Source organism: Modestobacter sp. Leaf380 (assembly GCF_001424485.1).
Taxonomy (GTDB): Bacteria; Actinomycetota; Actinomycetes; order Mycobacteriales; family Geodermatophilaceae; genus Klenkia.
Window position 1 is genome coordinate 369126 of sequence record NZ_LMQC01000001.1, and the last position, 23966, is coordinate 393091.

The window sequence follows — 23966 nt, forward strand, 5'->3', positions numbered from 1 at the left end:
TCAGGCGCGGAAGCCGCTGGCCATCGCCGATGTGAGTGCAGACCGCCAGTGCTGACGTCCCGGCAGACCGGCCGCGTCCCACGCCGAGCCGTCGAGCACTGAGTACGCGGGCCGGGGCGCTGGCCTGACGAAGTCCGCCGAGGTCGTCGGGAGGACCCTCGACGTGTGTGCGCCCAGCTCCTCGAAGACCGCCTGTGCGAGCCCGTGCCAGCTCACCTGTCCGGCGTTCGTGTAGTGCAGGACCGGGGGCACGGCGCCGTCGGCCTCCCCGAGCGCGACCAGCCCGGCGGCCAGGTCGGCCGACCACGTGGGGGACCCGACCTGGTCGTCCACGACCGAGATCGTCTCGCGCTGGGCCTCCAGGTTGGTCATCGTGCGCACGAAGTTCCCACCGTGGCGCCCGTACACCCACGCGGTCCGGACGACCGAGGCGTCGCCGTCCACCGCCCGGACGGCCTGCTCCCCCGCCGCCTTGGTCCGGCCGTAGGCCGACCTCGGCGCCGTCGGTGCGTCCACCGGGTACGGCTCGGTGGCGTGGCCGTCGAAGACGTAGTCGGTCGAGACGTGCACCAGGCGACCGTGCCCGGCGAGCTCCTCGGCCAGCCAGCCCGGGGCGCGTCCGTTCACCAGCAGTGCGGTGTCCTCGTCGGTCTCGGCGGCGTCCACCGCCGTGTAGGCCGCCGCGTTCAGGACCACGCGCCGTTCGGCGTCGGTGGTCTCGAGCCACCCGCGGACGGCACCGCGGACCGAGGACTCGTCGGTGAGGTCCACCTGGGCGCGCGTGACGGCGGTGACGACGTCCGGACGGCCGGCGAGGGCGGCCAGCAGGTCGTGGCCGAGCTGGCCGCCCGCGCCGGTGACGAACCAGGCGGTGCTCACCGGCGGGCCGTCGCGGCGGCGGCCTTGAGCGGCTCCCACCACGAGCGGTTGTCCCGGTACCACTGCACCGTCAGCGCGAGGCCGTCCTCGAAGGACATCCGCGGCGCGTAGCCCAGCGCCCCGGTCTTCGAGTAGTCCACCGAGTAGCGCAGGTCGTGGCCGCCCCCGCGGGGGTCGACGATCTCCTGGACGTGGCTCCAGTCCCGGCCGGTCGCCTCGAGCAGCTTCTCGGTGAGCTCGCGGTTGGACAGCTCGCGGCCGCCACCGATGTTGTAGTACTCCCCCGGCGCGCCCTTCTCCACCACGAGCTGGATGCCGCGGCAGTGGTCGTCGACGAACAGCCAGTCCCGGACGTTGGCGCCCTCGCCGTACAGCGGGACCTCGTGACCGTCGAGCAGGTTGGTCACGAAGAGCGGGATGACCTTCTCCGGGAAGTGGTAGGGCCCGTAGTTGTTGCTGCACCGGGTGATCGAGATGTCCAGCCCGTAGGTCTTCGCGTAGGCCCGGGCGATGAGGTCGCTACCGGCCTTGGCCGCGGAGTAGGGCGAGTTGGGCTCGAGGATGTGGTCCTCGACCCAGGACCCCTCGTCGATGGAGCCGTACACCTCGTCGGTGGAGACGTGCACGACCCGGCCGATGCCGTGCCGGAGGGACGCCTCGAAGACCTGCTGGGCGCCCAGCACGTTGGTCAGCACGAACTCGGCCGCACCCGTGATGGACCGGTCGACGTGCGACTCGGCCGCGAAGTTGACCAGGACGTCGTGGCCCGGGAAGGCGGCGTCGAGGTCGGCGGGCACGCAGATGTCGCCCTGGACGAACCGGTACCGCGGGTTGTCGGCGACGGGGGCGAGGTTGGCGAGGTTGCCGGCGTAGGTCAGCTTGTCGAAGACCGTCACCTCGGCGTCCTCGTAGCCCGGGTAGCCGCCGGAGAGCAGGGTCCGGACGTAGTGGGAGCCGATGAAGCCGGCTCCGCCGGTGACCAGGATGCGCATGCCGAGACGGTATCGGCGGGTGGTCCCAGGACCTCAGCGCCTCACCCGTACCGGGCACTGTGCTGATCGCCTCACGCTCCCGGAGGTGGTCATCCCCTAGCGTCAGGGCAATGCGCGGGATCATCTTGGCCGGGGGGACCGGCAGTCGCCTGTTCCCGATCACCCAGGCCGTCAGCAAGCAGTTGATGCCGGTCTACGACAAGCCGATGGTGTACTACCCGCTGTCGACGCTGATGATGGCCGGGATCCGCGAGGTACTGGTGATCACGACACCTGCGGACAGCCGCGCCTTCCAGGACCTCCTGGGTGACGGCTCGCGGCTGGGCATGCGGATCGAGTACGCCGTGCAGGCCGCCCCCGAGGGACTGGCCCAGGCGTTCTTGATCGGCGCCGACTTCATCGGTGACCAGACCGTGGCACTGGTGCTGGGGGACAACATCTTCTACGGCGCGGGGCTGGGCACCGCGCTCGCCCGACTGCCCGAGCCCGCGGGCGGGCACGTCTTCGCCTACCACGTCGCCAACCCGCGGGAGTACGGCGTCGTCGAGTTCGACGACGCCGGGCGGGTGCTCTCCATCGAGGAGAAGCCCGACGCGCCCAGGAGCTCCTACGCCGTCCCGGGGCTCTACTTCTACGCCGCCGACGTGGTCGACGTGGCCCGCTCCATCACCCCCAGCGCCCGCGGCGAGCTCGAGATCACCGCTGTGAACGAGCACTACCTGCGCGCAGGCACCTTGACGGTGACAGCACTGGACCGCGGGACGGCCTGGCTGGACACCGGCACGTTCGCCTCCCTGCGCCAGGCGACGGAGTTCGTTTCCGTGGTCGAGGAGCGGCAGGGACTCAAGATCGGCTGCATCGAAGAGGTCGCCTGGCGCAACGGCTGGCTCGACGACGACGGCCTGCGGCAGGCGGCGGGGCCGTTGGGGAAGAGCGGTTACGGGGACTACCTCCTGGGCCTGCTGACCGACCGGCCGGCCTGATGGACATCCGCGAGCTCGCCGTCCCCGGCGCCTACGTCCTGGACCTGACGCCGCACGGTGACAGCCGGGGACGGTTCACCGAGTGGTACCGGGCGGACGTGCTCAGCGAGGCCACCGGCTTCGGCCTCACCCTCGCCCAGGCCAACCACTCCGTGTCCGCCCGAGGCGCGCTGCGCGGCGTCCACTTCGCCCTCGTGCCACCCGGGCAAGCGAAGTACGTGTACTGCCCCAGCGGCAAGATCCTCGACGTGGTCGTCGACATCCGGGCCGGCTCGCCGACCTTCGGTGCTGTCGACGCCGTCGAGCTGGACAGCGAGAACCCCCGGGCGGTGTACCTGTCCGAAGGCCTCGGGCACGCCTTCGTGTCGCTCGCGGACAACAGCTCGGTCACCTACCTGGTGTCCAGCGGCTACTCCCCCGGCCGGGAGTTCGGCATCAACCCGATGGACCCCGACCTCGGGCTGCCCTGGCCCACCGACGTCGAGTTCGAGCTGTCCGCCAAGGACACCTCCGCCCCGACGCTTGCCGAGGCCCGGGAGCAGGGGCTGCTGCCGACGATGGCGCAGTGCACGGCGCGGTACGACGAGCTGCGGGCTCAGTACCGCCGGTAGTCCGTCGGGGCCATACGTGGCCCGCGCTTGGGTGGCCGACTGCCCCCGATCTCCAGCAGCCGGACCACCCGCTGCCGGTGGCCGCGCCAGGGCTCCAGCAGCTCGAGCATGCCGGCGTCGTCGGTCTTGCGGCCGGCCAGTGACCAGCCGACCAGGTTCTTCAGGTGGTAGTCGCCCACGCTGACCTGGTCCGGGCAGCCGATCGCCCGCTGGGCCACCTCCGCCGCCGTCCACACGCCGATGCCGGGCACCGACCGCAGCCGGCGCCGCAGGTCCTCGCAGTCGGTGTGGTCGTCGCACTCCAGCCGGGAGGCGACGCCGGCCACCGCCAGCAGGGCCCGGCGGCGCGCGCCGTCCAGGCCACACCGGTGCCACTCCCAGTCGGTGACCGCCCGCACCCGCTCGGCCGAAGGCACCACCCGCATGCCGGCGGGGGCCGGTCCGGGCGCCGGCTCACCGGCCAGTAACAGGAGCTGCCTCCAGGTGCGGTGCGCCTCGATGCCGGTGACCTTCTGTTCCAGCACCCCGGGCACGAGCGCGTCCCAGACCCGGCCGGTACCGCCGATCCGCAACCACGGCGAGCTCCGGTGCAGCCGCTCGACCAGCGGGTGCAGGGCCGCCCGGAAGTCCTCGGGCCGGTCGTCGTCGCCCAACCACCGGGGGACGACACCCAGGGCCCAGTCGGCCCCCGGCCCCCATGCCTGGGCGTGCACCTCGCCGCCCCGGACGACGATCCGGACGGTCGCGGCGCCGGTGGGTGTGCTGGTCGTGCGCCACGCCGCCCCGTCGGGGGCGTACTGCAACGTGGGGTCACTCGTCCCCCGACGGTGGGGGGAGAGCGCACGGCGGACGTCCAGGGGCCAGTCCGGCCGCCAGGACGCCTCATGCGGGGTCTCCACCGTCACGGTCACGACACAGCCCTCCCTGTCAGCGCCAGAGGCGGCCCGATGGCTCCGTCCGCCTCGACGAGGGTAGGCCCGCAGTCAGCTGTAGCGGCCGGGGAAGCGCTCCTCCGCCGCGGCGAGCAGCTGCTTCACGCGCTCGGCATCACCCACCGGACAGACCATCGTGACATCGGCGGTGTGCACGACGACGCTGTCCCGGACGCCGACCAGGGCGACCAGGTGATCGGGATCGTCGGACAGCACGACGTTCCCGCTGCTGTCCAGTGTCACGACCAGGCCGCGGACGGCGTTCCCCGCCTCGTCGGTGTCCAGCGTGCCGGCCAATGCGGGCCACGAGCCGACGTCGAGCCAGTCCACGTCGAGGTCCACGACCAGCACCCGTCCAGGCTCCGCCGCGGCAGGCTCGAGGACCGCGTAGTCCACGCTGATCTTCGGCAGCGTCGGGAACACCTCGGCGAGCACGGCCTCGCGGTCCTCGGCAGCGACGATCCGGCGCAGGCCCTCGGCGCTCTCCGGCAAGTGGTCGGCCAGGGCGTCCAGGACCGTCTGGGCGCGCCAGACGAACATGCCGGAGTTCCAGACGTACTCCCCCGAGGCGAGGTAGCCCTCGGCAGTGGCCCGGTCGGGCTTCTCCCGGAAGGAGGCGGCCTCAGCGGCGCCGGCGACCTCGGTCGGGGCGCCCTTCTGGACGTAGCCGAACCCGGTCGCCGGAGAGGTCGGGGTGATGCCCAGCGTGACCAGCGAGCGGGGGCGCACAGCGAGGCAGTCGTAGGCCGTCCGCAGCGCGTCGGCGAACCGTTCTACCGGGCGGATCACGTGGTCGGCGGAGACGACCGCGAGCTCGGCGTCGGGGTCGACGTCGGCGACCAGCGCGGCCGCCAGCCCGACGGCGTTGGCCGTGTCCCGGGCGACGGGCTCGAGGATCAGCCGGTCGGGCCCGAGCTCGGGCAGCGCCTCGCGCACCATGTCGCCGTACCGGGCGGCGGTGCACACCCAGATCTGCTCGGTCGGCAGCACGGCCTGCAGCCGGGTGAACGCCTCGGCGAGCAGGCTGTGCGCCCCGCCGCCGTCCTCGGCGACGACGTCGAGCAGCTGCTTGGGGCGAGCCGACCGGGACAACGGCCACAGGCGGGTGCCCGACCCGCCGGCCATGATGACTGCGTGCCTCATGACGACGGCTCCTGTTCGTTGACGGTCCGTTGGAATCGGGCGCCGGCGGCGACCCGGCCGCTGACGTAAGAGAGCAGCATGCGGGCGCCCAGGCCCGCCCGGAGCGCGCCGCGAAGCGGTCTGTGCCTCCTGCGGGGGTACCGGCTGGAGAGGTAGCGGAGGGCACTGGTGTGGTGTACGCGCTGCATCCGGTGGGGCTGACGACGGGTGGCGTGGCCGCCCTCGTGCACCACGACGGCGGAGGGTGCGTAGACGTGGAGGTACCCGGCCCGGCCCAGCCGCTCGGCCAGGTCGACGTCCTCGAAGTACATGAAGTAGCCGGGGTCGAAGCCCCCCACCATGTGGAAGGCCTCGACGTCGATCAAGAAACACGACCCGGACAACCACCCCGCGGTGCGCTCCCGCGGCGCCTCGCGTTCGCGGCGGTAGCGCGCCGTCCACGGGTTCGCCGGCCAGGCCCAGCCGAACACCGCGTGGCCGGCACCGGTGGACAGCTGCGGGAGGTCGCGGGCTGAGGGGTAGAGCTCCCCGTCCTGGGTCCGGATGGCCGGCCCGACCGTGGCGGCCCTCGGCCAGCGTGCGGCAACAGCGAGCAGCTCGTCCACCGCCCCGGCTTCGAGCACGACGTCGGGGTTCGACACCAGCGCCCAACCGCGTCGGACGTCGGCCAAGCCGGCGTTGACCGCCGGGCCGTACCCGAGGTTGCCGCCGGTCGGCAGCAGCCGGACGTCGGCGTGCGCTCGCGCAGCTGCCTCGGGCGCACCGTCGGTGGAGCCGTTGTCGGCGAGCACGACGTCCACCGGTCGGCGGGTCGACGTCGGCAGGCTCGCCAGGAAGTCCTCGAGCGAGGCCCCGGGCGAGTAGGTCACCGCCACCACGCGCAACGTGTCGCTGTCCACGTGCGTCTCGTCGGTCACGTCCGCCGCCACCAGGGCCCCCTCGTCGCTGCTTGACGGTAGGCCGCCAGGTGCTGTCCGGCCGCACGGTCCCAGGTGAACGAGGCCGCCCGCTCCTGCGCCGCGGCACCCAGGGCGCGCCGGACAGGTGCGTCGGACAGCAACCCGTTCAGGCCCGCCGCGATCGAGTGCTCGTCGGTCCCGCAGTAGACGACGGCGTCCCCGCCCACCTCCGGCAGCGCGAGACGGTCGGTGGTCAGCACGGCCGCGCCGCAGGCCATCGCCTCGAGCACCGGCAGCCCGAACCCCTCCCCGAGGCTGGGGTAGGCCACCACGTCGGCGCCGGCGAGCAGGGCGGGCAGGTCCCCCAGGGGGAGATACCCGGGACGGACCACCGTGAGGCCGGCCGGGACGCCCGCCACTGCTGGGTCGACCGCGGTGTCCCAGCCCGCCCCGCCGGCCAGCACCAGCGCGGGGGGCTCGGGGAGGTCCTGCACGGCCCGGACCCAGCCGCGGACGAGCGCCGGGACGTTCTTGCGGGGCTCGATCGTGCCGAGGAAGGCGATCCAGGTCCTGCCCTGCAGGCCCAGCGTCAGGGCCACCCGGTCGAGGTCCTCGGGCGTCGGGGGGTGGAAGACCGTCCGGTCCACCCCGTGGGGCGCCACGATCGTGCGAGCGGGGTCGACCCCGCCCTCCCGGGCCACCTCGCGGGCCGTCGCCTCGGACGGGACGACGAGACCGGCTGCGAGTCGGGCCGCGATCCGCGTGGCGGTCCGGAAGAAGCGGGCCTTCACCGGTGAGTGCACCGCGGGGTCGGTGAAGAAGGTGGCGTCGTGCAGCGTGACCACGACGGGCACCCCGACAACCAGCGGCATCGTGTAGTGCGGGCTGTGCAGGACGTCGACGCGGAGCCGCCGGGCCAGCAGCGGCAACCCCACCTGCTCCCAGGCCAGTCGGGCCGGCGGGCGGGTGGCCCAGGCCGGCGCCGGGACGACCTCGGCGGCGGGGACGGCCGCCACGAAGGACGCCACGTCGTGGGCCTGTGCGACGACGACCAGGTCGACGTCCTGTCGGCCCAGCGCGGGCAGGAGGTCGTCGAGGTAGCGACCGACCCCGCCCCGGGCGACGGGGACGGCGGTCGCGTCGACGAGGACCCGGAGGGTCACGGTCGGCTCACCACTCGGTCACCCTACGGTCCGCCCGCGCCCGCCCCGGCGCCCCCCGGCCGATGGCTCTACGTTCGTGCGGTGCCCGAGCCCACCACCCTGCGCGTGGCCATGACCGTCGAGCAGTGCTGGCAACCGGTGCCCGGCGGCTCGGGGACCTACATCAGGGAGCTCGCCCGGGCCTACCGGGCGCTCGAGCACCTGAGCGTCACCGGTCTGGCCGCCAGGCACGGTGGCCGACCCGCGCCCGACGGCTCCCCGGACCTGCGGGTGTCCGAGTCGGCACTCCCCCGCCAGCTCCTCTACCGGTCCTGGCAACAGACCCGCAGCCCCCGGGCACCCCGCGGCCACGACGTCGTCCACGCCACGACCTGGGCCGTGCCGGGGCATCGGGTCCCACTCGTGGTGACCGTGCACGACCTGGCCTTCCGTCATGACCCGGGCCACTTCACGCCGAACGGGGTCGCCTTCTTCGAGCGCGGCCTGCAGATCGCCCGGGACGAGGCGGCCGCGGTCGTCGTCCCGTCCGAGGTCACCCGGGAGGACTGCGTCGCGGCGGGGATCGACCGCGACCGGGTGCACGTCGTCCTGCACGGGGTCCGGGTCGCGACGCCCTCCCCCGCCGCCGTCACCGCCTTCCGGACCCGGCACGGACTGGCGCGTCCCTACGTGCTCTGGGTCGGCACCCGGGAGCCCCGCAAGAACCTGCCCCGGCTCCTCGCGGCCTTCGACCACGTCGTGGACCGCGGCGCGGACCTGGACCTGGTCCTGGTCGGTCCGGACGGGTGGGGCGGTGCCGCGGACCGGGTCTCCGCGGTGACGCAGGACCGCGTGCACGTCCTGGGGCGGCTCGGTGTGGACGAGCTGGCCGCGTCCTTCGCCGGCGCGCGGGTGTTCTGCTACCCCTCACTGCGCGAGGGGTTCGGCATGCCGGTCTCCGAGGCGATGGCCCACGGGGTGCCGGTCGTGACCTCGCGCGGGACCGCAATGGAGGAGGTGGCTGCCGGCGCCGCCGTCCTGGTGGACCCCCTGGACGCCGCCGACGTAGCCCGCGGCCTGCTGCAGGCCGACGGCCCTGAGCACGGCCGCCTGGCCCGGGCGTCTGCGGCCCGGGCCGGGCACCTGGACTGGGCGCGCGCTGCCCGCGAGACGGTCGACGTGCTCCGTGGGGCAGCGCGCGCCTGACCGCTCAGAGCTCGCTGCGGGCCAGTTCCAGATCGTGCTCCACCATGCGGGTGACCACGTCGGCGAACACGACGGAGGGTGCCCATCCCAGCTGGGCCTGCGCCCTGGCCGGGTCGCCCACCTGCTCCGGTGCGTCCGACGGTCGGGCGAACCGGGGGTCCAGGGTCACCAGGCCCTCCCAGTCCGTGATCCCGGCTCCGGCGAAGGCGGCCGCCACGAAGTCGCGCACGCTGTGCGCCTGCCCGGTGGCGATGACGAAGTCCCCGCCGGACTCGTGCCGCACCGCACGGACCATGGCGTCCACGTAGTCCGGAGCCCAACCCCAGTCCCGGCGCGCATCCAGGTTGCCCATGGACAGCACGTCCTGACGGCCGGTGGCGATCCGGGCGACCCCCGCGGTGATCTTCCGGGTGACGAAGGTCTCCGGACGCCGTGGGGACTCGTGGTTGTAGAGGATGCAGCTGGCGGCGCGGAGGCCGCGGCGGCGGTACACCCCCACCAGGTGGTGCGCGTACGCCTTCGCCGCGCCGTACGGGGTCACGGGCCGGATCGGGGTGTCCTCGTCCTGGGGCACGTGCTCGGCCCAGCCGAAGACCTCTGCGCTCGAGGCCTGGACGAAACCCACCGCACGCCCGGTCCGCTCCTGGAGCTCGTGGGAGGCCTTGAGCAAGTGTCCCACGGCGACCCCACTTGCCTGGGCGGTCAACGCGGGCTCGGACCAGGACAGCGCGACCGAGCTGATCCCCCCGAGGTTGTAGACCTCCTGGGGCTCGACCTCGGCCACCAGCGCCTCGAGGTCGGCCCCACGCGTGAGGTCACCGGTGTGCCGGTGCACGCCGTCCGGGAGGGAGGGGACCCGTTCCTCCCCCTCCCGGACCAGCGCGTGGACCTCGGCGCCCTCGGCGACGAGTCGCTCGACCAGGTAGCTGCCGTCCTGCCCGGTCGCCCCGGTGACCAGTGCCCGGGTCGGGGTCACTGGCCGGCGAGCTTCTTCTGCTCCGCGACGTCGGAGTCCACCATCATCGTGACGAGCTCCTCGAAACCGACCTTGGGCTCCCAGCCCAGGTTCGCCTTCGCCTTGGCGGGGTCGCCGATGAGCAGGTCGACCTCGGCCGGGCGGAGGAAGCGCGGGTCCTGGAAGACCTTGTCCTCCCACTCGTCGATGCCCACGCGCTTGAAGGCGACGTCGAGCAGCTCGCGGATGGAGTGGGTCTCCCCGGTGGCGACGACGTAGTCGTCGGCCTCGTCCTGCTGCAGCATCCGCCACATGGCGTCCACGTAGTCACCGGCGAAGCCCCAGTCGCGCTTGGCGTCCAGGTTCCCCAGGGCGATCGTGTCCTGCAGCCCGAGGGAGATGCGGGCGACCGCCTGCGTGACCTTGCGCGTGACGAACTCAGGGCCGCGCCGCGGGGACTCGTGGTTGAACAAGATCCCCGAGGAGGCGTGCATCCCGTAGGACTCGCGGTAGTTGATCGTCATGTAGTGGCCGTAGACCTTGGCCACGCCGTAGGGCGAACGCGGCCACAGCAGGGTGCTCTCCCGCTGCGGGACGTCCTGCACCTTGCCGAACATCTCCGAGCTCGACGCCTGGTAGAAGCGGACCTTGGACATGTCGTTGCCCGAGTGCAGACGGGTGGCCTCCAGGACGTTCAGCACGCCCAGGCCGGTGACGTCGGACGTCAGCTTGGCGTTCTCCCACGAGTAGGCCACGAAGGAGATCGCGCCGAGGTTGTAGACCTCGTCCGGCTGGGCTTCACCGAACGCGCGGAGGAGGCTGGCCAGGTCGGTGATGTCGCCGGTGAGCAGCTTGACGTCGGGCACGGTGCGGCGGACCAGGTCGACCTTCGGGTTGTTCTGGCCCCGGATCAGGCCGTAGACCTCGTAGCCCTTCGAGAGCAGCAGCTCCGAGAGGTAGAGGCCGTCCTGGCCGGTGATGCCGGTGATGAGTGCGCGCTTCATGAGTCCTTCAATCCTCGGGGCTCGGAACCCGAGCTAGCGTAGCCGGACCACCCCACCGCCGATCCGCCGTGTTCGGCGTACCCCCAGGAGGTCTCGTGCGTGTAGGACTGGACGCCACCCCCCTGCTGGGGCAACGCAGCGGTGTGGGCAGGTACGTGGCCGGCCTCCTCTCCGGGATGGGCGAGCTCGTCGACGGCCCGGAGCTGCTCCTCACCCTCTTCAGCCTCCGCGGCCAGCTGCCCCCGACCCCGGGGCACCAGTTCTCCGAGGCCCCGCGCAGGCTCCCCGCCAGGCTGCTGCGGCGGACGTGGGCCCACTCAGCGCTGCCACCCGCCGAGGTGCTGACCGGCCGGATCGACGTCTTCCACGGCACCAACTTCATGACCCCCCCGACCGCGCGGGCGGCCAGCGTCGTGACCGTCCACGACCTGGCGTTCCTGCACCACGCGGACACGGTGACGGGGGACGCCGTGCACTACCGCACGCTGGTGCCCCGGGCGTTGTCCCGGGGGGCGCACGTGATCACGGTCAGCCGGGCAGTCGCGGAGGAGGTGAGGGACACCTACCGCCTGCCGGCCGAGCGTGTCTCCGTGGCCCACCACGGCGTGGACCCCGCGTGGGCGGCCGCAGCGCTCCCCGACGCCGGGACGCGGGAGCGTCTGGGCCTGCCACCCCGCTACGTCCTCTTCGCAGGGAACCAGGAGCCGCGGAAGAACCTCGGCCTGCTGGTCCGCGCGCACCGCGACGCGCGGCAGAGCCTGGAGGGCGTCCCACCCCTCGTCCTCGTCGGCCCGGCGGGCTGGGGCGACCGGTGGCAGGGCACACCTCCCGACCCCGCCGACGTGGTGGTGCTCGGCTACCTCTCCGACGACGACCTCCCGTCCGTCGTCCGGGGGGCCTCGGCGCTCTGCATGCCGTCGACCTACGAGGGCTTCGGGCTCCCCGTCGTCGAGGCGCTGGCCGCCGGGGTCCCCGTCCTCGCCAGCGACATCGCGGCCCACCGCGAGGTGGGCGGGGACCAGGTCCAGCTGGTGGACCCCCGCGACGCCTCGGCGTGGTCCCGGGCACTGGGCGAGCTCGACCAGGCACCGGGCACCCCCGCCACCCGCCGGGCCTGGGCGTCCCGCTACACGTGGCGCGAGTCGGCGCTGGCCCACCTGCGGGCCTGGGAACGAGCGGTCGAGGCCCGCTGATCCTCGCGCCCCGGGCGGTCCGGAGGGGTCCGGCTCAGGGGAAGCGCCGCACCGCCCGCTCGGCGTACTCCGGGCTCGAGGCGATGAGGGCGACGACGTCCACGTCGCCCCGGCCGGCGAGGGTGGCGGAGAAGATCGCCCGGCCCACCGGGTCCACGTCGCGCCCCAGCAGGGCTCGGTAGTACTGGTTCAGCCGACGCTCCCGGGCCTCGTCGGAGGTGGAGACGGCCAGGACGACCGCCGTGCGGCCCACCTCTCCCGCCGTCTGGTCCCAGTACCGACGCTCGTCCGGGTTCGCACCGCGGCCCAGGAGCGACTGGTACAGCCCTTCGACCCAGGCGAGCCCGCCGCCCTGACTGCGGACGGACTCCGCGGTCGACCACACGGCCGCCGTGAACTCGTTGGGGTTGCCGCCACCGGCCAGGAAGTCCAGCCAGTAGACAGCCCCGCCGGGGTCGGGCGCCCGACGCAGACCCAGGACGTAGGTCGTGCTGATCATCTGCCGGAACCGCTCGTCGGAGGCTGCGAAGCCCTGGGCCACGGTGAGCGGGTCTGTGCCGGCCGACAGACGCGCGGCCCAGTAGTCGATGCCGCCCCGGTCACCGGCGTGACCCAGCACGTCCAGGTAGAGGCTCTGGGCGACCGCGCGCTGCGGCGTCGTCGTCGGACCGAAGAAGAACCAGTCGCTCTTGAGGCCCAGGGCCACCCGGACCTGGTTCCCGGTGTAGGTGCGGACACCCGACGGCGTGGTCACGGACACCTGCAGGGCCCGGCCGCCGTCGGCCCCCAGCCCGTTGGCCTGTGTCACCGCGATGGCGCTGAAGCTGGACAGGCCCAGGCGGGACGCGATGGTGGCGCGGCTCAGCACCGTCGACCAGTCGTGGTTGGGGTTGCCCGCTGTCGCATCACCCAGGTCCTCGACGGCCGGGAAGGCCCCACCCGCCGTCCAGCCTCCGGTCGACGCGCTGAACTCGGTGCGCACGACGGCGCCGGACGGGCTCCTGCGGACCTGCCCAGCCGTGGCGGCGATGGCTGCGTCCGAGCGACTGTCCTCAAGCCAGCTCACCGCGCCGCCGGTCGGCTGGGTGTACGCGCCGCCGTAGACCTGGCAGCTCGTGGTGTCGCAGGTCTTGGCGTAGGACGTCCACTGCGACGACAGCGCGTAGCTGCGCGCGGCGACGGCCTGGACCTTGAGCGCCTCCATGCCACGGCCCGATCCAGCGGACCCCCAGCCGGCCGGCATCTCACGGGGGACGACGCCGCGCAGGTAGTCGTCCACGGACACGTTGTTGACCGTCGTCTGGAAGCCCCCGCCGTCCACCACCGTCATGGACCCGCGGTAGGCCCGCACCTGGCCGCTCTCGCAGGAACGGAGCTCTCCGGTGACCGTGGCCCCGCCCGCGACGGTGCCGGTGGTCGGCCACGCGCGCCAGGGGCCGGTGCAGCTTTCTCCAACGGTGACCTCGAACGTGTTGGCCGCGACCCCACGGAGGCGGACCACCGCCGCACCCACCGGGACGCCGTTGACCGCCAGAGCGGGCCCGGTCAGGACCGTCTCCCGGTTGCGTGTGCTCACGAGCTCCACGCTCACTGTCGGGGAGCCGGCGTCCGACGCCTGGGTCGTTCCGCCGTAGTAGTGGTCGAGGATGGCGCGGTGACCCAACCCACGGTCCACGGCGTACCCGTAGGCACCCCACTGGCTCATGCCGCGGCCGTGGCCGTAGCCGTGACCGGTGATGGTCACGTCGTCCGGTGCGGCGCTGGCCGGGGCCGGCGCCGGCGCTGCGACGGCGGCGACCGCGCCGACCACACAGGCCACCAGGACACGGGTCAGCCGAGAGCGGACGGCCGGACGAGCATGGGACATGGGTTGCACCCCTGACGGAGGAGCTCACGAGAGCGGTGGCCCGCGGCGGCGGTCCTGGCGCCCCGGGTCGTGCCGCGTCGTGCAGGACAGGGCGGAGACCCGGTCCGGCGACGCACTCTCCTCGTCGGCGTCAGGACGGGCGGTCTTGAGGCCCCACATCCGGGACCGCCCCCTCCGAGGGACTCCCTCAGCCGAGGGAGTCGAAGAGGGCCCCGTACTCCTCGATCGTCCGCTCGGCGCCGTAGACCGCTCGGGCCGCCGCCGCCCCGGCGACCCGGTCGGGCGGGTCCTCGAGGAGCTCGACCAGTGCGCGGTGGACGGCGGCCGGGTCCCGAGGCGCCACCACCCTCCCGAACTCGGTCCGCTGGACGGGCACCCGTACGCCCGGGATGTCGCTGGCGATGGACGGGACACCGGTCATCATCGCCTCGACCTGGACGATGCCGAAGGCCTCGAAGGAGTTCACCGAGGGGAGGGCGAAGACGTCCAAGGAGGCGTACAGGTCGGCCAGCCGCTCGTCGGGCAAGAAGCCCAGCAGGCGGACCCGGGGGTCCTCACCGACCGCCCGTCTGACCCGGTCCACGACGCTCCCTCCCGCGATCTTCGTGTGGTCTCCCGCGATGAGCAGGCGGGCGGAGGGGTCCTCCAGCATCCGGAACCCCTCCACCAGGTGCTCCAGCCCCTTCTCCTCGACGATGCGCCCCACGAAGCCCACGTGCGGACCGTGGCCGTCGCGGAACGACGGGGCTCCGCCGCGCCGGTCCAGGCAGGCGGGTGAGATCGCGTGCGTCTTGCCCTGCATCGCCGCCCGCACCCGCGAGTGGTCGGCGTAGTCGTCGCTGGAGGGCACGACGACCGCGCTGGCGCGCATCGCCGAGGCCGACGACCAGTCCATGACCCGCTGCTGCAGCCGGTCCACCCGGTTGTCCGACATCGACACGTCGCACTGGTAGGTGAGGACGGTCGGGGTGTGCCGGACCAGTGCGGTGATCGCACCCGCCTCGAGCAGGGGCATGTGGAGGTTGAGCACCCGGGCGCGACGCGCGTGCCGGGCCACCGCCAACGGGAAGGCCGGGCTGATGACGCCCTTCCCGAGACGGGCCACCACCGGGGTCCGGACCACCCGGACGCCGTTGAGCACCTCGGTCTCGGGCAGCGTGCTGTCGTGCCTGGTGGTCACGACGACCACCCGTCGGCCGCGGGCTGCCAGCCCCTCAGCCACGATGCGGGCCGCCTCGGTCAGTCCGCTCACGTAAGGGGCGTAGTACGTCAGCCCCATCACGACATCGACGTCCACTCGGTCACGGGACACGTTCGACACCTGCCATCTCGATCCAGTTGAGGGCTTGCGAGCCCGGCGGCGTGGTGGCCGCGAGGCTGATGACCGTGGTCTGTTGGCCGGACCGCATGGCGACGTCGACCGTGACCGGCTCCGGGGTCAGGTCCTCGACGGTGCTGGGCCGGTTCCCCGGCGCCGCGACCGTGAGGTCGAGGGGATCGGCGGACTCGGCGCGGAGCGTGAGCGCGACGTCGCCGGTCGCCTGTTCCGACCGCACCACCAGCACGTCCGCGTCCCCGAGGGTCGTGAAGCCCCCGTCCGGACGCGCACCGGTGTTCCACGTGTCGAGCCCGAACGGGATCGCCATCACCACGGATGCCCGATCGAGGTCCAGCAGCCGGAAACGGTCGTTGGAGTAGACGACCGCGTCGGGGTCGGCGTCCACGGCCACGCCGACCCCGACCAGCCAGTAGCGGTCGACGCCGCCGTCCCAGAAGGACTGGGTGCGGAAGTAGTCGGAGCGGACCGAGGGGTACTCCACGTCCGGTTCACCCTCCAGCGACAGCGCGAGCCACTGCTGCTCGAAGAAGCTCGGGACGACCACCGACACCCCCTCGCCGTCGGCCCCCCCGACCTCGTCGACCCAGCCCACGGCGTCGGAGAAGTCGGTGTCCACGTGCCTGGCCTGGAGGTCCACCGGAGTCAGGTACGCCGCCAGGGAGCTGCGCGTGTTGACCCCCGCCCAGGTGAGCACCGGGACGAAGGCCACGAGCACCACAGCCACGGCCGCCGGTCTGCGCCAGCGCACCGGACGGGCCGGGTCCCCGGTCCCACGTCCGACCGCCGGGGACGCCGGACGTGCCAGACGCCGGGCGAGTCGGGTGACCAGGGCACCCCAGCCGGCGACGGCCATGAACAGGAGCACGGGGACCGCGATCTCCAAGGCGCGTCGCTGGGTGTAGCCCAGGCCCGATGCGGAGAGGTAGCCGATGAACGGGACGCCGGCCGCCAGGAACCCGAGCCAGGTCCTCCGGTCGGGACCGGACACCAGGGCGAGGACTGCACCCACGACGACGAGCACCGCCAGGACGGGAGCCAGCGTGCTCGGGTCCAGCGCCGCCCCGAGGGGTCCGACCCCCACGAGGCGGCTCACGATCACCGGGAACGGAGCGTCCAGGAGCGCGCCGGGCAGGGTCTCCGTCGCTCCGCCCCGGACGCCGGTGAGGGTCTGGTAGGCGCGCCACCAGGCCAGCGGAGCGAGCAGCACACCCCACCCCACGACGGCGAGCGCGCGGCCGACGGCCGGCTTCAGACCCTGGCGGCGCAGCAGGGTGAGGGCCACCAGGGCCGGCGCGACGAAGGGCGTGTACTCGGAGTAGGTGCCCAGCAACGAGGCCAACATGAGGCCGGCGAGCACGGGGGGGACCCCTCGCCGCTCGACGGCGGACCCCACGCACGCGAGCACCAGGGGCACGAGGGCGATGCCGAGCAGCGACGCGGCGTTCTGGTTGTACAGCTGCTGGATGAGCAACGCGGAGCTGGCGACCACCACGCCGGCGGCGAGCCCGACGAGACGACGCAGTCCCAGGACGGACGCGGCGGCGATGCACCCCCCGGGGACGAGCAGGACCCAGGTGGCGATCCACGGCGTGAAGGTCACGATGGGCGAGGTGCCGGTCACGACGTTCAGCGACGCCTGCACCAGCTCCTGACCCACGCGCATGGGGAACGTGAGGGCCGACACCGCAGGACCGTCGGCGGGGACCCCGCCGTCGACGACGGGCCCGGTGCCGATGTCGGGCACGTCCAGGATCGAGTGGTCCGTGAGCCAGCTGCTCACCGAGACGTACCAGACCCCGTCGTTGCTCTGGTTGGGACTCACCACTCGGGAGTCCCCCACGACCTCCGTGGGCGCCAGGGCCACCGCGGTGAGAGGGACGGCGACGAGTACGCCGAGGACCAGCCAGGCGACCCCGCGGCGGTCGGCGAAGGACCGCAGGTGCCCTCGGCGCAGCCCGACCACGAGCAGCACCACGAGCACCGCGGCCGCGCCGAGGAGGCCGGCCCGCACCGAGAAGAAGACCCCGGTCGTGTGCAGGACCACCACCAGGAACGCCGCCCCCACGAGCGGGGCGGCCGGCAGCAGCTTGCGCCGGACCTCTGCCGAGACCGGGGCGAGGCAGACAGCACCCACGAGGGACAGCAGCAGCCAGGAAACGGCGATGAGCACGACCGTCTGGAGCATCGTGGGTCCTCCTCGTGTGGACGCGGTACCCGCGCGGAGCACCCAGGAGGGCCTGCGGACGGTCGGGACACGTCGCCGCTGTACGGCGACCAGGGCTTGCGTCCGCCACGGTCGGTAGCACCCTGCCGGGGGGACGACCGTGCCGGTGACGGTGTGACAGCAGACTAACCACGCACGCCGGGCGGACCGCGGCGCGTCGGTGGTGATCCGCGCGCCACCGCCCCGCGAGCCACACGCGACTCTCGGGTCCCTCGACACGCCCGCCGAGCCGCGCGCCGCCGGAGGGTGCCGCACCCCCCGGCCAGACGCCTGGACACCGGGCCGGGCGGACCTGGCGAGCCGGTGCACGGACCGTGACGCCCGGGCCGGACGCCTTACCATCGCCCCGTGCCTGAAGACGGTCCGTTCATCTCCTTCGCCCAGAACGCCGAGGACGTCGTCCTGTGGCGGGCCCTCTCGGGCGTCTCGCGGGGCCGCTACGTGGAGGTGGGGGCCAACGACCCCACGTCCTCGTCCATCACCCGCGCCTTCTACGACCGGGGGTGGACCGGCCTCGAGATCGAGCCCGTCACGGCCTTCGTCGACGCCTACCGGGAGCAGCGTCCCGCGGACACGGTCGTACAGGCCGCGGTGACCGACGACGGTGCCGACTCGGTCGTCATCCACGTGGTCGACGGGACCGGGCTCTCCACGCTGGACGGGTCGATCATGGACCGCCACCGCGACAGCGGCTGGACCGCCCACGAGGAGGTGGTGCCGGCCAGGAGGCTGGACGACGTCCTCGAGGAGAACTTGTCCCCCGACGAGCCCATCCACTTCCTGGTGGTGGACGTCGAGGGCTCGGAGGGCGCGGTCCTCCGGTCCGTGGACCTCCTACGGTGGCGGCCGTGGGTCCTCGTGGTGGAGGCCACGGCACCCAACTCGACCGAGCAGACCCACGGCGAGTGGGAGCCCCGGGTCCTCGAGGCCGGATACGAGTTCTGCCTGTTCGACGGACTGTCCCGCTTCTACGTGGCCGCCGAGCACGCCGACGAGCTCCGGGTCGACCTCTCCGCCCCGGCCAACCCCCTCGACCGTTTCGTCACCCACGACAGCTCACGCGCAGCAGAGTCGCTGTCCCGGAGCAAGGCCGAGCTCACCGCCCTGCGCAGCCGCCACGCCGAGGTGCTCCAGGACCTCATCCGCTGGCGGGGCAGCGTGCTCGCGCGCTGGACCGAGGCCAGCCGCGCCGGGGGGGACGGACACCCCGGCGCCCGGACCCACGAGGTGGTCCGGCTCCAGGAGGAGCTCGCCGCGATCCGCGAGACGGTCTCCTGGCGGGTCACGTCCCCCCTGCGGACCGTGCAGAAGCGTCGACTGCAGGGCCGGAGTTGAGCGGCACCGCTGTCGACGAGCACGGCGTCGGGGTGCTCGGGCGTCGCCTGCGCGCTGCCGCTGACGTCCTGGGTCTCGACGTCCCGGCCGCCGAGGGCGTTCCCGAGATCGACGCCTCGATCGTGTTCGGCGTGGTCGTCGAGCACGTCCACCGCAGTGCGACACCCGACCTCTGGCTCGTCCTGGCAGCCCTGACAGGGTCCCTGCCTGGGCATGACCTCGTGGTCGCGGCCCTCCGCCAGCGTGACCTGCAGAGCGCGGGCAACTTCGCCGCCTGGCTGCTCGAAGCCGGACACCGGGAGGCCCTGGCCGGGCACCCGGACGCCGAGATGGAGATCGTCACGGGCGTGGTCGTGGACGTCGACTTCTCGGCCAGCCACGACCTGCACACCGGCATCCAGCGTGTCGTCCGTGAGACGGTCCCGCGCTGGGACGCCGCCCACGACGTCGTCCTGACCGCGTGGACCCCGGGCGGCGGTGCCATGAGGGCCCTGCAGGGGCACGAGGCCGACCGGGTGCTCCGCTGGGGCCAGGTGGCACCTGCTGTGTCCGGGGGCAGGAACACCAGCACGCCACCCCCCTCCACCCCGACCCTGGTGGTGCCCTGGCGCAGCTCTGTCGTCCTGTTGGAGAACCCCCGCCCCGAGTGCTGCGCGGCCATCGTCGGCATGTCCCGGTTCTCCGGCAACGCGGTCTCCCTCATCGGCTACGACTGCATCCCCGCACTGAGCCCCGAGCTGATCCACCCGGGGTTGCCCGACCGTTTCATGCGCTACCTCGAGGTGGTCAAGCACGCCCGCACGGTCGCCGGGATCAGCGCCGCCGCGACCCAGGAGTTCCGCGGCTTCCGTGACATGCTCGGGGCCCAGGGGCTCACCGGTCCCGACGTGGTCGAGTGCGTCCTGCCCGTGGCTGCTCCGCCCGGCGGGGACGCCGCTCGGTCCGAGATCCCGATGGTGGTGTGCGTCGGGAGCTTCGAGCCCCGGAAGAACCAGCTCGCGGTGCTGCACGCCGCCGAGCACCTGTGGCGTTCGGGCCTCGTCTTCGAGCTGCAGTTCATCGGGGGTGGAGGCTGGCCCACCGAGTTCGACCTGATGATGCGCCGCCTCCTCGCCGAGGGCCGTCCGGTCCGCCGGCGGACGGCAGTCTCGGAGGAGGAGCTCTGGTCAGCCCTGCGTGGGGCCCGCTTCTCCGTCTTCGTCAGCCTGCACGAGGGCTTCGGACTCCCCGTCGCGGAGTCGCTCGCCTGCGGTACCCCCTGCCTGACGAGCGACTTCGGCAGCACCCGCGAGATCGCGGACGGTGGCGGTGCGCTCGTCGTGGACCCCCGTGACGACCTCGCCATCGCCGAGCAGATGCGTCGGCTGCTGACCGACGACGACCTGGTCGAGCAGCTGACCCTGGCGGCGCGGCGACGGCCCCCACGCGGGTGGGACGACTACGCGGAGCAGCTGTGGTCGCTGACGTCCCCGCTGCCCATCCACGAGAGCACGGGAGCCCGACCATGAGGACACGTCCGACGACGACCGTGTCGCTGTCCCACCGGCTCGCCTTCTCGACCCCAGCCGTCCGCCGTGCCCTGAACGCACGGGTCGCGACGGTCGTCGGTTGCCTGGAGGGCGACGTCACGGCCTCGGCCGCCGGGGACCTCCCGGACCGCTTCCTGGAGGCGTTGGCGGGTGCCGACGCCTCCGCGGTGTGGTTGGCCCTGGCCGTGCTCGACGCCGAGCTACCCACGACCGAGGACGTCCAGCGGGTCGTGCGGGCCATCCGACTGGACGGCGTCGACGTGGCCTTCGGGGCACCGGTCTCCCGCACCATCGGGGCCTGGGCCGGCCCCGGCACGGTGACCGAGGTGCAGGTCGTGCGCGGCGGCACCCTGGTCGACCTCGAGCACACGGCCCGCGCCGGGTTGGCCACCGGCATCCAGCGGGTCGCCCGTGAGACGTCCAGACGGTGGGTCCGGGACCACGACGTGCAGCTGGTCGGTTGGGGCGGGTCGCACACCCACCTGCGCTCCCTCACCGCGGGCGAGCAGCACCGGGCCCTGCACGGGGGCCCCGCACCCGCCCAGGACCGGGGCAGCCGGGAGGTCGTCGTGGTGCCCTGGGAGTCCACGTACCTCCTGCCCGAGCTGTCGCCGGAGCGGCCGCGCAACGAGCGCATCGCCGCCCTCGCCCAGTTCGCCCGGAGCCGGACCGGTGTCATCGGCTTCGACTGCGTCCCGATCACCACGGCGGAGACCACGGCACTGGGCGTGAGCGAGGCGTTCGCGACCAACCTGGCCGCCGTCCGGCACATGGACCGGGTATCGGCGATCTCCGAAGCCGCCGCGACCGAGTACCGCGGCTGGGCGAGCATGCTGGCCAGCATCGGGCAGGTCGGGCCCTCCGTGCACGCGGACGTCCTCCCGGCCGAGGCTCCGCCGGCGACCCCCGAGGCGCTGGCCTCCGTCGGCGCCGACCTCACGCTCCCCGGCCTCCCGATGGTCTTGTGCGTGGGGACGCACGAACCCCGCAAGAACCACGTCGCTCTCCTCCACGCAGCCGAGCTCCTCTGGGCCTCCGGCCTGCAGTTCAACCTGGTGCTCGTCGGCGGGCGTTCCTGGAACGACGACGCCTTCCAGGAGGCCGTGGCCGTGGCCCGGGGGCGCAACCGCCCGCTGGACGTCGTGACGTCGATGACCGACGACCACCTCTGGGCCGCCTACCGGGTGGCCCACTGTGTCGTCTTCCCGTCCCTGAACGAGGGGTTCGGGCTGCCCATCGCAGAAGCCCTCGCCTGCGGCACACCGGTCGTCACCTCGGGCTACGGCTCGATGGCCGAGATCGCGGCCGCAGGCGGTGCGGTCCTGATCGACCCGAGGGACGACGCCAGCATCGCCTCCGGGCTGCGGGCACTGCTCACCGACGTCGGCCTGCACACTGCTCTCGGGGCGCAGGCGCGGTCCCGCCCGCCACGCTCCTGGGACGACTACGCCGGGGACGTGTGGGCGTCGCTGACAACGTAGGCACGGCACCGCCCCTCCACCACGGAGGTGCGACCACCCACCTGGGGGCGTCCACCCGGTCCTCAGGCGACCCGACACCGGCTCTGCCGCAGTCCCCCCGGGGACGATCTCAGTACGGAGACACATGAGCACGCTCGAATCCGAGGGACGCAGCGCCCGCCTGGCCCAGGAGGACTGGCAGTCGAGCGCACCTGGCGGAGGCCTCTTCTCCGGCACGTTGCGGTCGGTGCGGGAGATCGCCGGACAGAAGGAGCTCCTGGGGCTCCTGGTGAGGCGAGAGCTGAAGGCCCGGTACAAGGACAGCACCCTGGGCTTCCTCTGGAGCCTGCTGCGCCCGCTGTCCATCCTGGTCGTCTACTACGTCGCCATCGGGAAGTTCCTGGGTGCCGAACGGCAGATCCCCGAGTTCGCGATCTACATCTTCACCGGTCTCATGATCTGGCAGCTCTTCTCCGAGATCGTCAGCTCGAGCACCGGGTCGATCGTGGGGAACGCAGGGCTGGTGCGGAAGATCTACCTCCCCCGCGAGGTGTTCCCGTTCGCCACCGTGGGCTCAGCCCTGTTCAACTTCCTCACCCAGCTGGTGATCCTCATACCGGCCATCCTGCTGTCGGGGAGCATCCCCACCGGCAGCCGCCTGCTCTACGTGCCGCTGTCGCTGGCGGTCATCGTGGTCTTCGCCACGGCCCTGGGCCTGGCCCTCGCCGCGGTCAACGTCTACCTCCGCGACGTGCAGTACCTCGTGGAGATCTCCTTGACCATCCTGTTCTGGGCCTCCCCCGTGGTCTACAGCTGGGCCCTCGTCCGGGACGCCCTGGGCTCCGTGGCCGAGGGCATCTACCTCGACAACCCGATCACCCTGGCCGTGCTGGGAATGCAGCGGGCCCTGTGGGTGGCCGGCACCGACCAGCCGAGCCCGGAGGGCCTGGCCGGCCGACTGGGTGTCTGCCTGGTCGTCGGACTCGTCCTGTTGTGGCTGGCGCAGCGGCTCTTCGCCCGCCTCGAGGGCAACTTCGCTCAGGAGCTGTGATGACCACGTCCCGCCCCGCCGTCATCGAGGTCAAGGACCTGTCCAAGCGGTTCGTGATCCGCAAGGACAAGTCGATCAAGGAACGGATCGTCAACGCCACGCTGTCCCGGCAGCACCGCGAGGACTTCTGGGCCCTCAGGAACGTCGACCTCACGATCGAGTCCGGCTCCACGGTGGGCCTCATCGGTCCGAACGGGTCCGGTAAGAGCACGCTGCTCAAGGCGATCGGGGGGATCATCCAGCCCACCTCGGGGACCGTCCGACGACGCGGGCGACTGGCCGCCCTCCTCGAGCTGGGGGCCGGCTTCCACCCCGACCTCACCGGCCGCGACAACGTCTACCTCAACGCCGCGATCCTCGGGCTGAGCCGCCGCCAGACCGACCTGTACTTCGACGCGATCGTCGAGTTCTCGGGCATCGAGCAGTTCATCGACACCCAGGTGAAGTTCTACAGCTCGGGGATGTACGTCCGGCTGGCCTTCGCCGTGGCCGTGCACGTGGACCCCGACGTGCTGCTGGTCGACGAGGTCCTCGCTGTCGGGGACGAGCCCTTCCAGCGCAAGTGCATGGACCGGATCAAGCAGTTCCAGCGCGAGGGACGCACGATCGTGCTGGTGACCCACGCGCTGGACCAGGTCGTCGACATCTGCACGCGCGCCGTCGTCCTGGAGCACGGGCACGTGATGCTCGACGGCAGTCCCCGGGACGCGACACGTCTGCTCCGCAAGGACTTCGACGTCACCTCGACCGCCGAGATGGAGGCGAGCGGTCCTGGCACCCACGCCCGCGTCGTCTCCGTCCAGCCCCGGGACTCGGCGGGCAACAACGTGACCGACGTCCGGCCCGGGGAGGACCTCGTCCTGCGCGTGACCGTCGAGTCCGACCAGGACCTGGCCGACTGGGTGCTAGGGATCGGCATCGACAGCCCGACCGGCCAAGCGGTCTTCGGCACCAACACCCAGCTCATGGGCACCCGCATGACGACGCTGCGCGGGCGTCGGGTCGTGGACGTCCGCCTCGCGGGTCTCCGTCTGGGTGAGGGGCAGTACTTCGTCCACGGGGCCCTGGCCCAGTGGGACGGACCCACGTTCGCCAAGCTCTCCCAGGCGGCGCCCCTGGAGGTCGGGGGCACCGGCCGCAGCATCGGCCCGGTCGGGGTCGCCGACCTGACGTCTGAGGTCGTCGACGCCGGGGCTCATCGCTGAATCCCCTGCGGGACGGC

Annotated in this window: 20 protein-coding genes; 9 read left to right on the forward strand and 11 right to left on the reverse strand. The window is 72.8% G+C overall.

Features of this window, described 5'->3' with window-relative positions; translation table 11 throughout:
* Positions 1-879 carry a dTDP-4-dehydrorhamnose reductase gene (gene rfbD, locus ASG41_RS01730; protein ID WP_056288809.1) on the reverse strand — a complete coding sequence of 293 codons (879 nt, stop codon included), beginning with the start codon at positions 877-879 and terminating at the stop codon, positions 1-3.
* The gene (gene rfbB, locus ASG41_RS01735; protein ID WP_056288812.1) at positions 876-1871 is read right to left on the reverse strand and encodes a dTDP-glucose 4,6-dehydratase; all 996 of its coding nucleotides are present in this window, start codon (positions 1869-1871) and stop codon (positions 876-878) included. Before rfbB ends, rfbD begins: the two co-directional genes overlap by 4 nt.
* A 110-nt stretch (positions 1872-1981) precedes the next feature.
* Between rfbB and rfbA the strand changes: the two genes are divergently transcribed.
* Both rfbA and ASG41_RS01745 read left to right on the forward strand, forming a co-directional pair.
* On the forward strand, positions 1982-2854 hold the full coding sequence (rfbA, locus tag ASG41_RS01740) for a glucose-1-phosphate thymidylyltransferase RfbA (protein ID WP_056288815.1): 873 nt from the start codon (positions 1982-1984) through the stop codon (positions 2852-2854).
* On the forward strand, positions 2854-3465 hold the full coding sequence (locus tag ASG41_RS01745) for a dTDP-4-dehydrorhamnose 3,5-epimerase family protein (RefSeq protein WP_056288817.1): 612 nt from the start codon (positions 2854-2856) through the stop codon (positions 3463-3465). The genes rfbA and ASG41_RS01745 overlap by 1 nt, the downstream gene beginning before the upstream one ends.
* On the opposite strand, the gene ASG41_RS01750 is transcribed toward ASG41_RS01745, so the two are convergent.
* From ASG41_RS01750 to ASG41_RS01765, 4 genes are all read right to left on the reverse strand, one after another.
* A complete protein-coding gene (locus ASG41_RS01750; RefSeq protein WP_082556454.1) occupies positions 3450-4376 on the reverse strand; it encodes a DNA-3-methyladenine glycosylase in 927 nt (308 codons plus the stop codon). The genes ASG41_RS01745 and ASG41_RS01750 overlap by 16 nt on opposite strands.
* A gap of 72 nt (positions 4377-4448) precedes the next feature.
* Positions 4449-5540 (reverse strand): mannose-1-phosphate guanylyltransferase, encoded by a 1092-nt coding sequence (locus ASG41_RS01755; RefSeq protein ID WP_056288820.1) that lies wholly within the window; start codon positions 5538-5540, stop codon positions 4449-4451.
* Positions 5537-6457, reverse strand: a complete 921-nt coding sequence (locus tag ASG41_RS01760; protein WP_235564349.1) for a glycosyltransferase family 2 protein — start codon at positions 6455-6457, stop codon at positions 5537-5539. The genes ASG41_RS01755 and ASG41_RS01760 overlap by 4 nt, the downstream gene beginning before the upstream one ends.
* Complete coding sequence (locus ASG41_RS01765; protein ID WP_056288823.1) at positions 6454-7602, reverse strand: glycosyltransferase family 1 protein; 1149 nt, start codon at positions 7600-7602, stop codon at positions 6454-6456. Before ASG41_RS01765 ends, ASG41_RS01760 begins: the two co-directional genes overlap by 4 nt.
* A gap of 81 nt (positions 7603-7683) precedes the next feature.
* On the opposite strand from ASG41_RS01765, the gene ASG41_RS01770 reads away from it, so the two are divergent.
* Positions 7684-8787, forward strand: coding sequence for a glycosyltransferase family 1 protein (locus tag ASG41_RS01770; protein WP_200938673.1), 1104 nt, complete (start codon positions 7684-7686; stop codon positions 8785-8787).
* 4 nt (positions 8788-8791) lie between these two features.
* On the opposite strand, the gene ASG41_RS01775 is transcribed toward ASG41_RS01770, so the two are convergent.
* Both ASG41_RS01775 and ASG41_RS01780 read right to left on the reverse strand, forming a co-directional pair.
* Positions 8792-9763, reverse strand: a complete 972-nt coding sequence (locus ASG41_RS01775; protein ID WP_082556455.1) for a GDP-mannose 4,6-dehydratase — start codon at positions 9761-9763, stop codon at positions 8792-8794.
* Complete coding sequence (locus ASG41_RS01780) at positions 9760-10746, reverse strand: GDP-mannose 4,6-dehydratase (protein ID WP_056288825.1); 987 nt, start codon at positions 10744-10746, stop codon at positions 9760-9762. The genes ASG41_RS01775 and ASG41_RS01780 overlap by 4 nt, the downstream gene beginning before the upstream one ends.
* Before the next feature lie 95 nt (positions 10747-10841).
* On the opposite strand from ASG41_RS01780, the gene ASG41_RS01785 reads away from it, so the two are divergent.
* Positions 10842-11939, forward strand: a complete 1098-nt coding sequence (locus tag ASG41_RS01785) for a glycosyltransferase family 1 protein (RefSeq protein ID WP_082556456.1) — start codon at positions 10842-10844, stop codon at positions 11937-11939.
* Positions 11940-11973: 34 nt separating this feature from the next.
* On the opposite strand, the gene ASG41_RS01790 is transcribed toward ASG41_RS01785, so the two are convergent.
* From ASG41_RS01790 to ASG41_RS01800, 3 genes are all read right to left on the reverse strand, one after another.
* Positions 11974-13806 carry a SpoIID/LytB domain-containing protein gene (locus ASG41_RS01790; RefSeq protein WP_082556457.1) on the reverse strand — a complete coding sequence of 611 codons (1833 nt, stop codon included), beginning with the start codon at positions 13804-13806 and terminating at the stop codon, positions 11974-11976.
* Between the two features lie 187 nt (positions 13807-13993).
* Complete coding sequence (locus ASG41_RS01795) at positions 13994-15118, reverse strand: glycosyltransferase family 4 protein (RefSeq protein ID WP_200938674.1); 1125 nt, start codon at positions 15116-15118, stop codon at positions 13994-13996.
* The gene (locus tag ASG41_RS01800; protein ID WP_056288834.1) at positions 15108-17330 is read right to left on the reverse strand and encodes a hypothetical protein; all 2223 of its coding nucleotides are present in this window, start codon (positions 17328-17330) and stop codon (positions 15108-15110) included. The genes ASG41_RS01795 and ASG41_RS01800 overlap by 11 nt, the downstream gene beginning before the upstream one ends.
* A gap of 387 nt (positions 17331-17717) precedes the next feature.
* On the opposite strand from ASG41_RS01800, the gene ASG41_RS01805 reads away from it, so the two are divergent.
* From ASG41_RS01805 to ASG41_RS01825, 5 genes are all read left to right on the forward strand, one after another.
* On the forward strand, positions 17718-18704 hold the full coding sequence (locus tag ASG41_RS01805) for an FkbM family methyltransferase (RefSeq protein WP_056288837.1): 987 nt from the start codon (positions 17718-17720) through the stop codon (positions 18702-18704).
* Positions 18701-20212 (forward strand): glycosyltransferase family 1 protein, encoded by a 1512-nt coding sequence (locus ASG41_RS01810; RefSeq protein WP_056288840.1) that lies wholly within the window; start codon positions 18701-18703, stop codon positions 20210-20212. The genes ASG41_RS01805 and ASG41_RS01810 overlap by 4 nt, the downstream gene beginning before the upstream one ends.
* A complete protein-coding gene (locus ASG41_RS01815; RefSeq protein WP_157518899.1) occupies positions 20209-21714 on the forward strand; it encodes a glycosyltransferase family 1 protein in 1506 nt (501 codons plus the stop codon). The genes ASG41_RS01810 and ASG41_RS01815 overlap by 4 nt, the downstream gene beginning before the upstream one ends.
* A gap of 124 nt (positions 21715-21838) precedes the next feature.
* Positions 21839-22744 (forward strand): ABC transporter permease, encoded by a 906-nt coding sequence (locus tag ASG41_RS01820; RefSeq protein WP_056288845.1) that lies wholly within the window; start codon positions 21839-21841, stop codon positions 22742-22744.
* Positions 22744-23949 carry an ABC transporter ATP-binding protein gene (locus tag ASG41_RS01825; RefSeq protein ID WP_056288848.1) on the forward strand — a complete coding sequence of 402 codons (1206 nt, stop codon included), beginning with the start codon at positions 22744-22746 and terminating at the stop codon, positions 23947-23949. The genes ASG41_RS01820 and ASG41_RS01825 overlap by 1 nt, the downstream gene beginning before the upstream one ends.
* Positions 23950-23966: the final 17 nt, after the last annotated feature.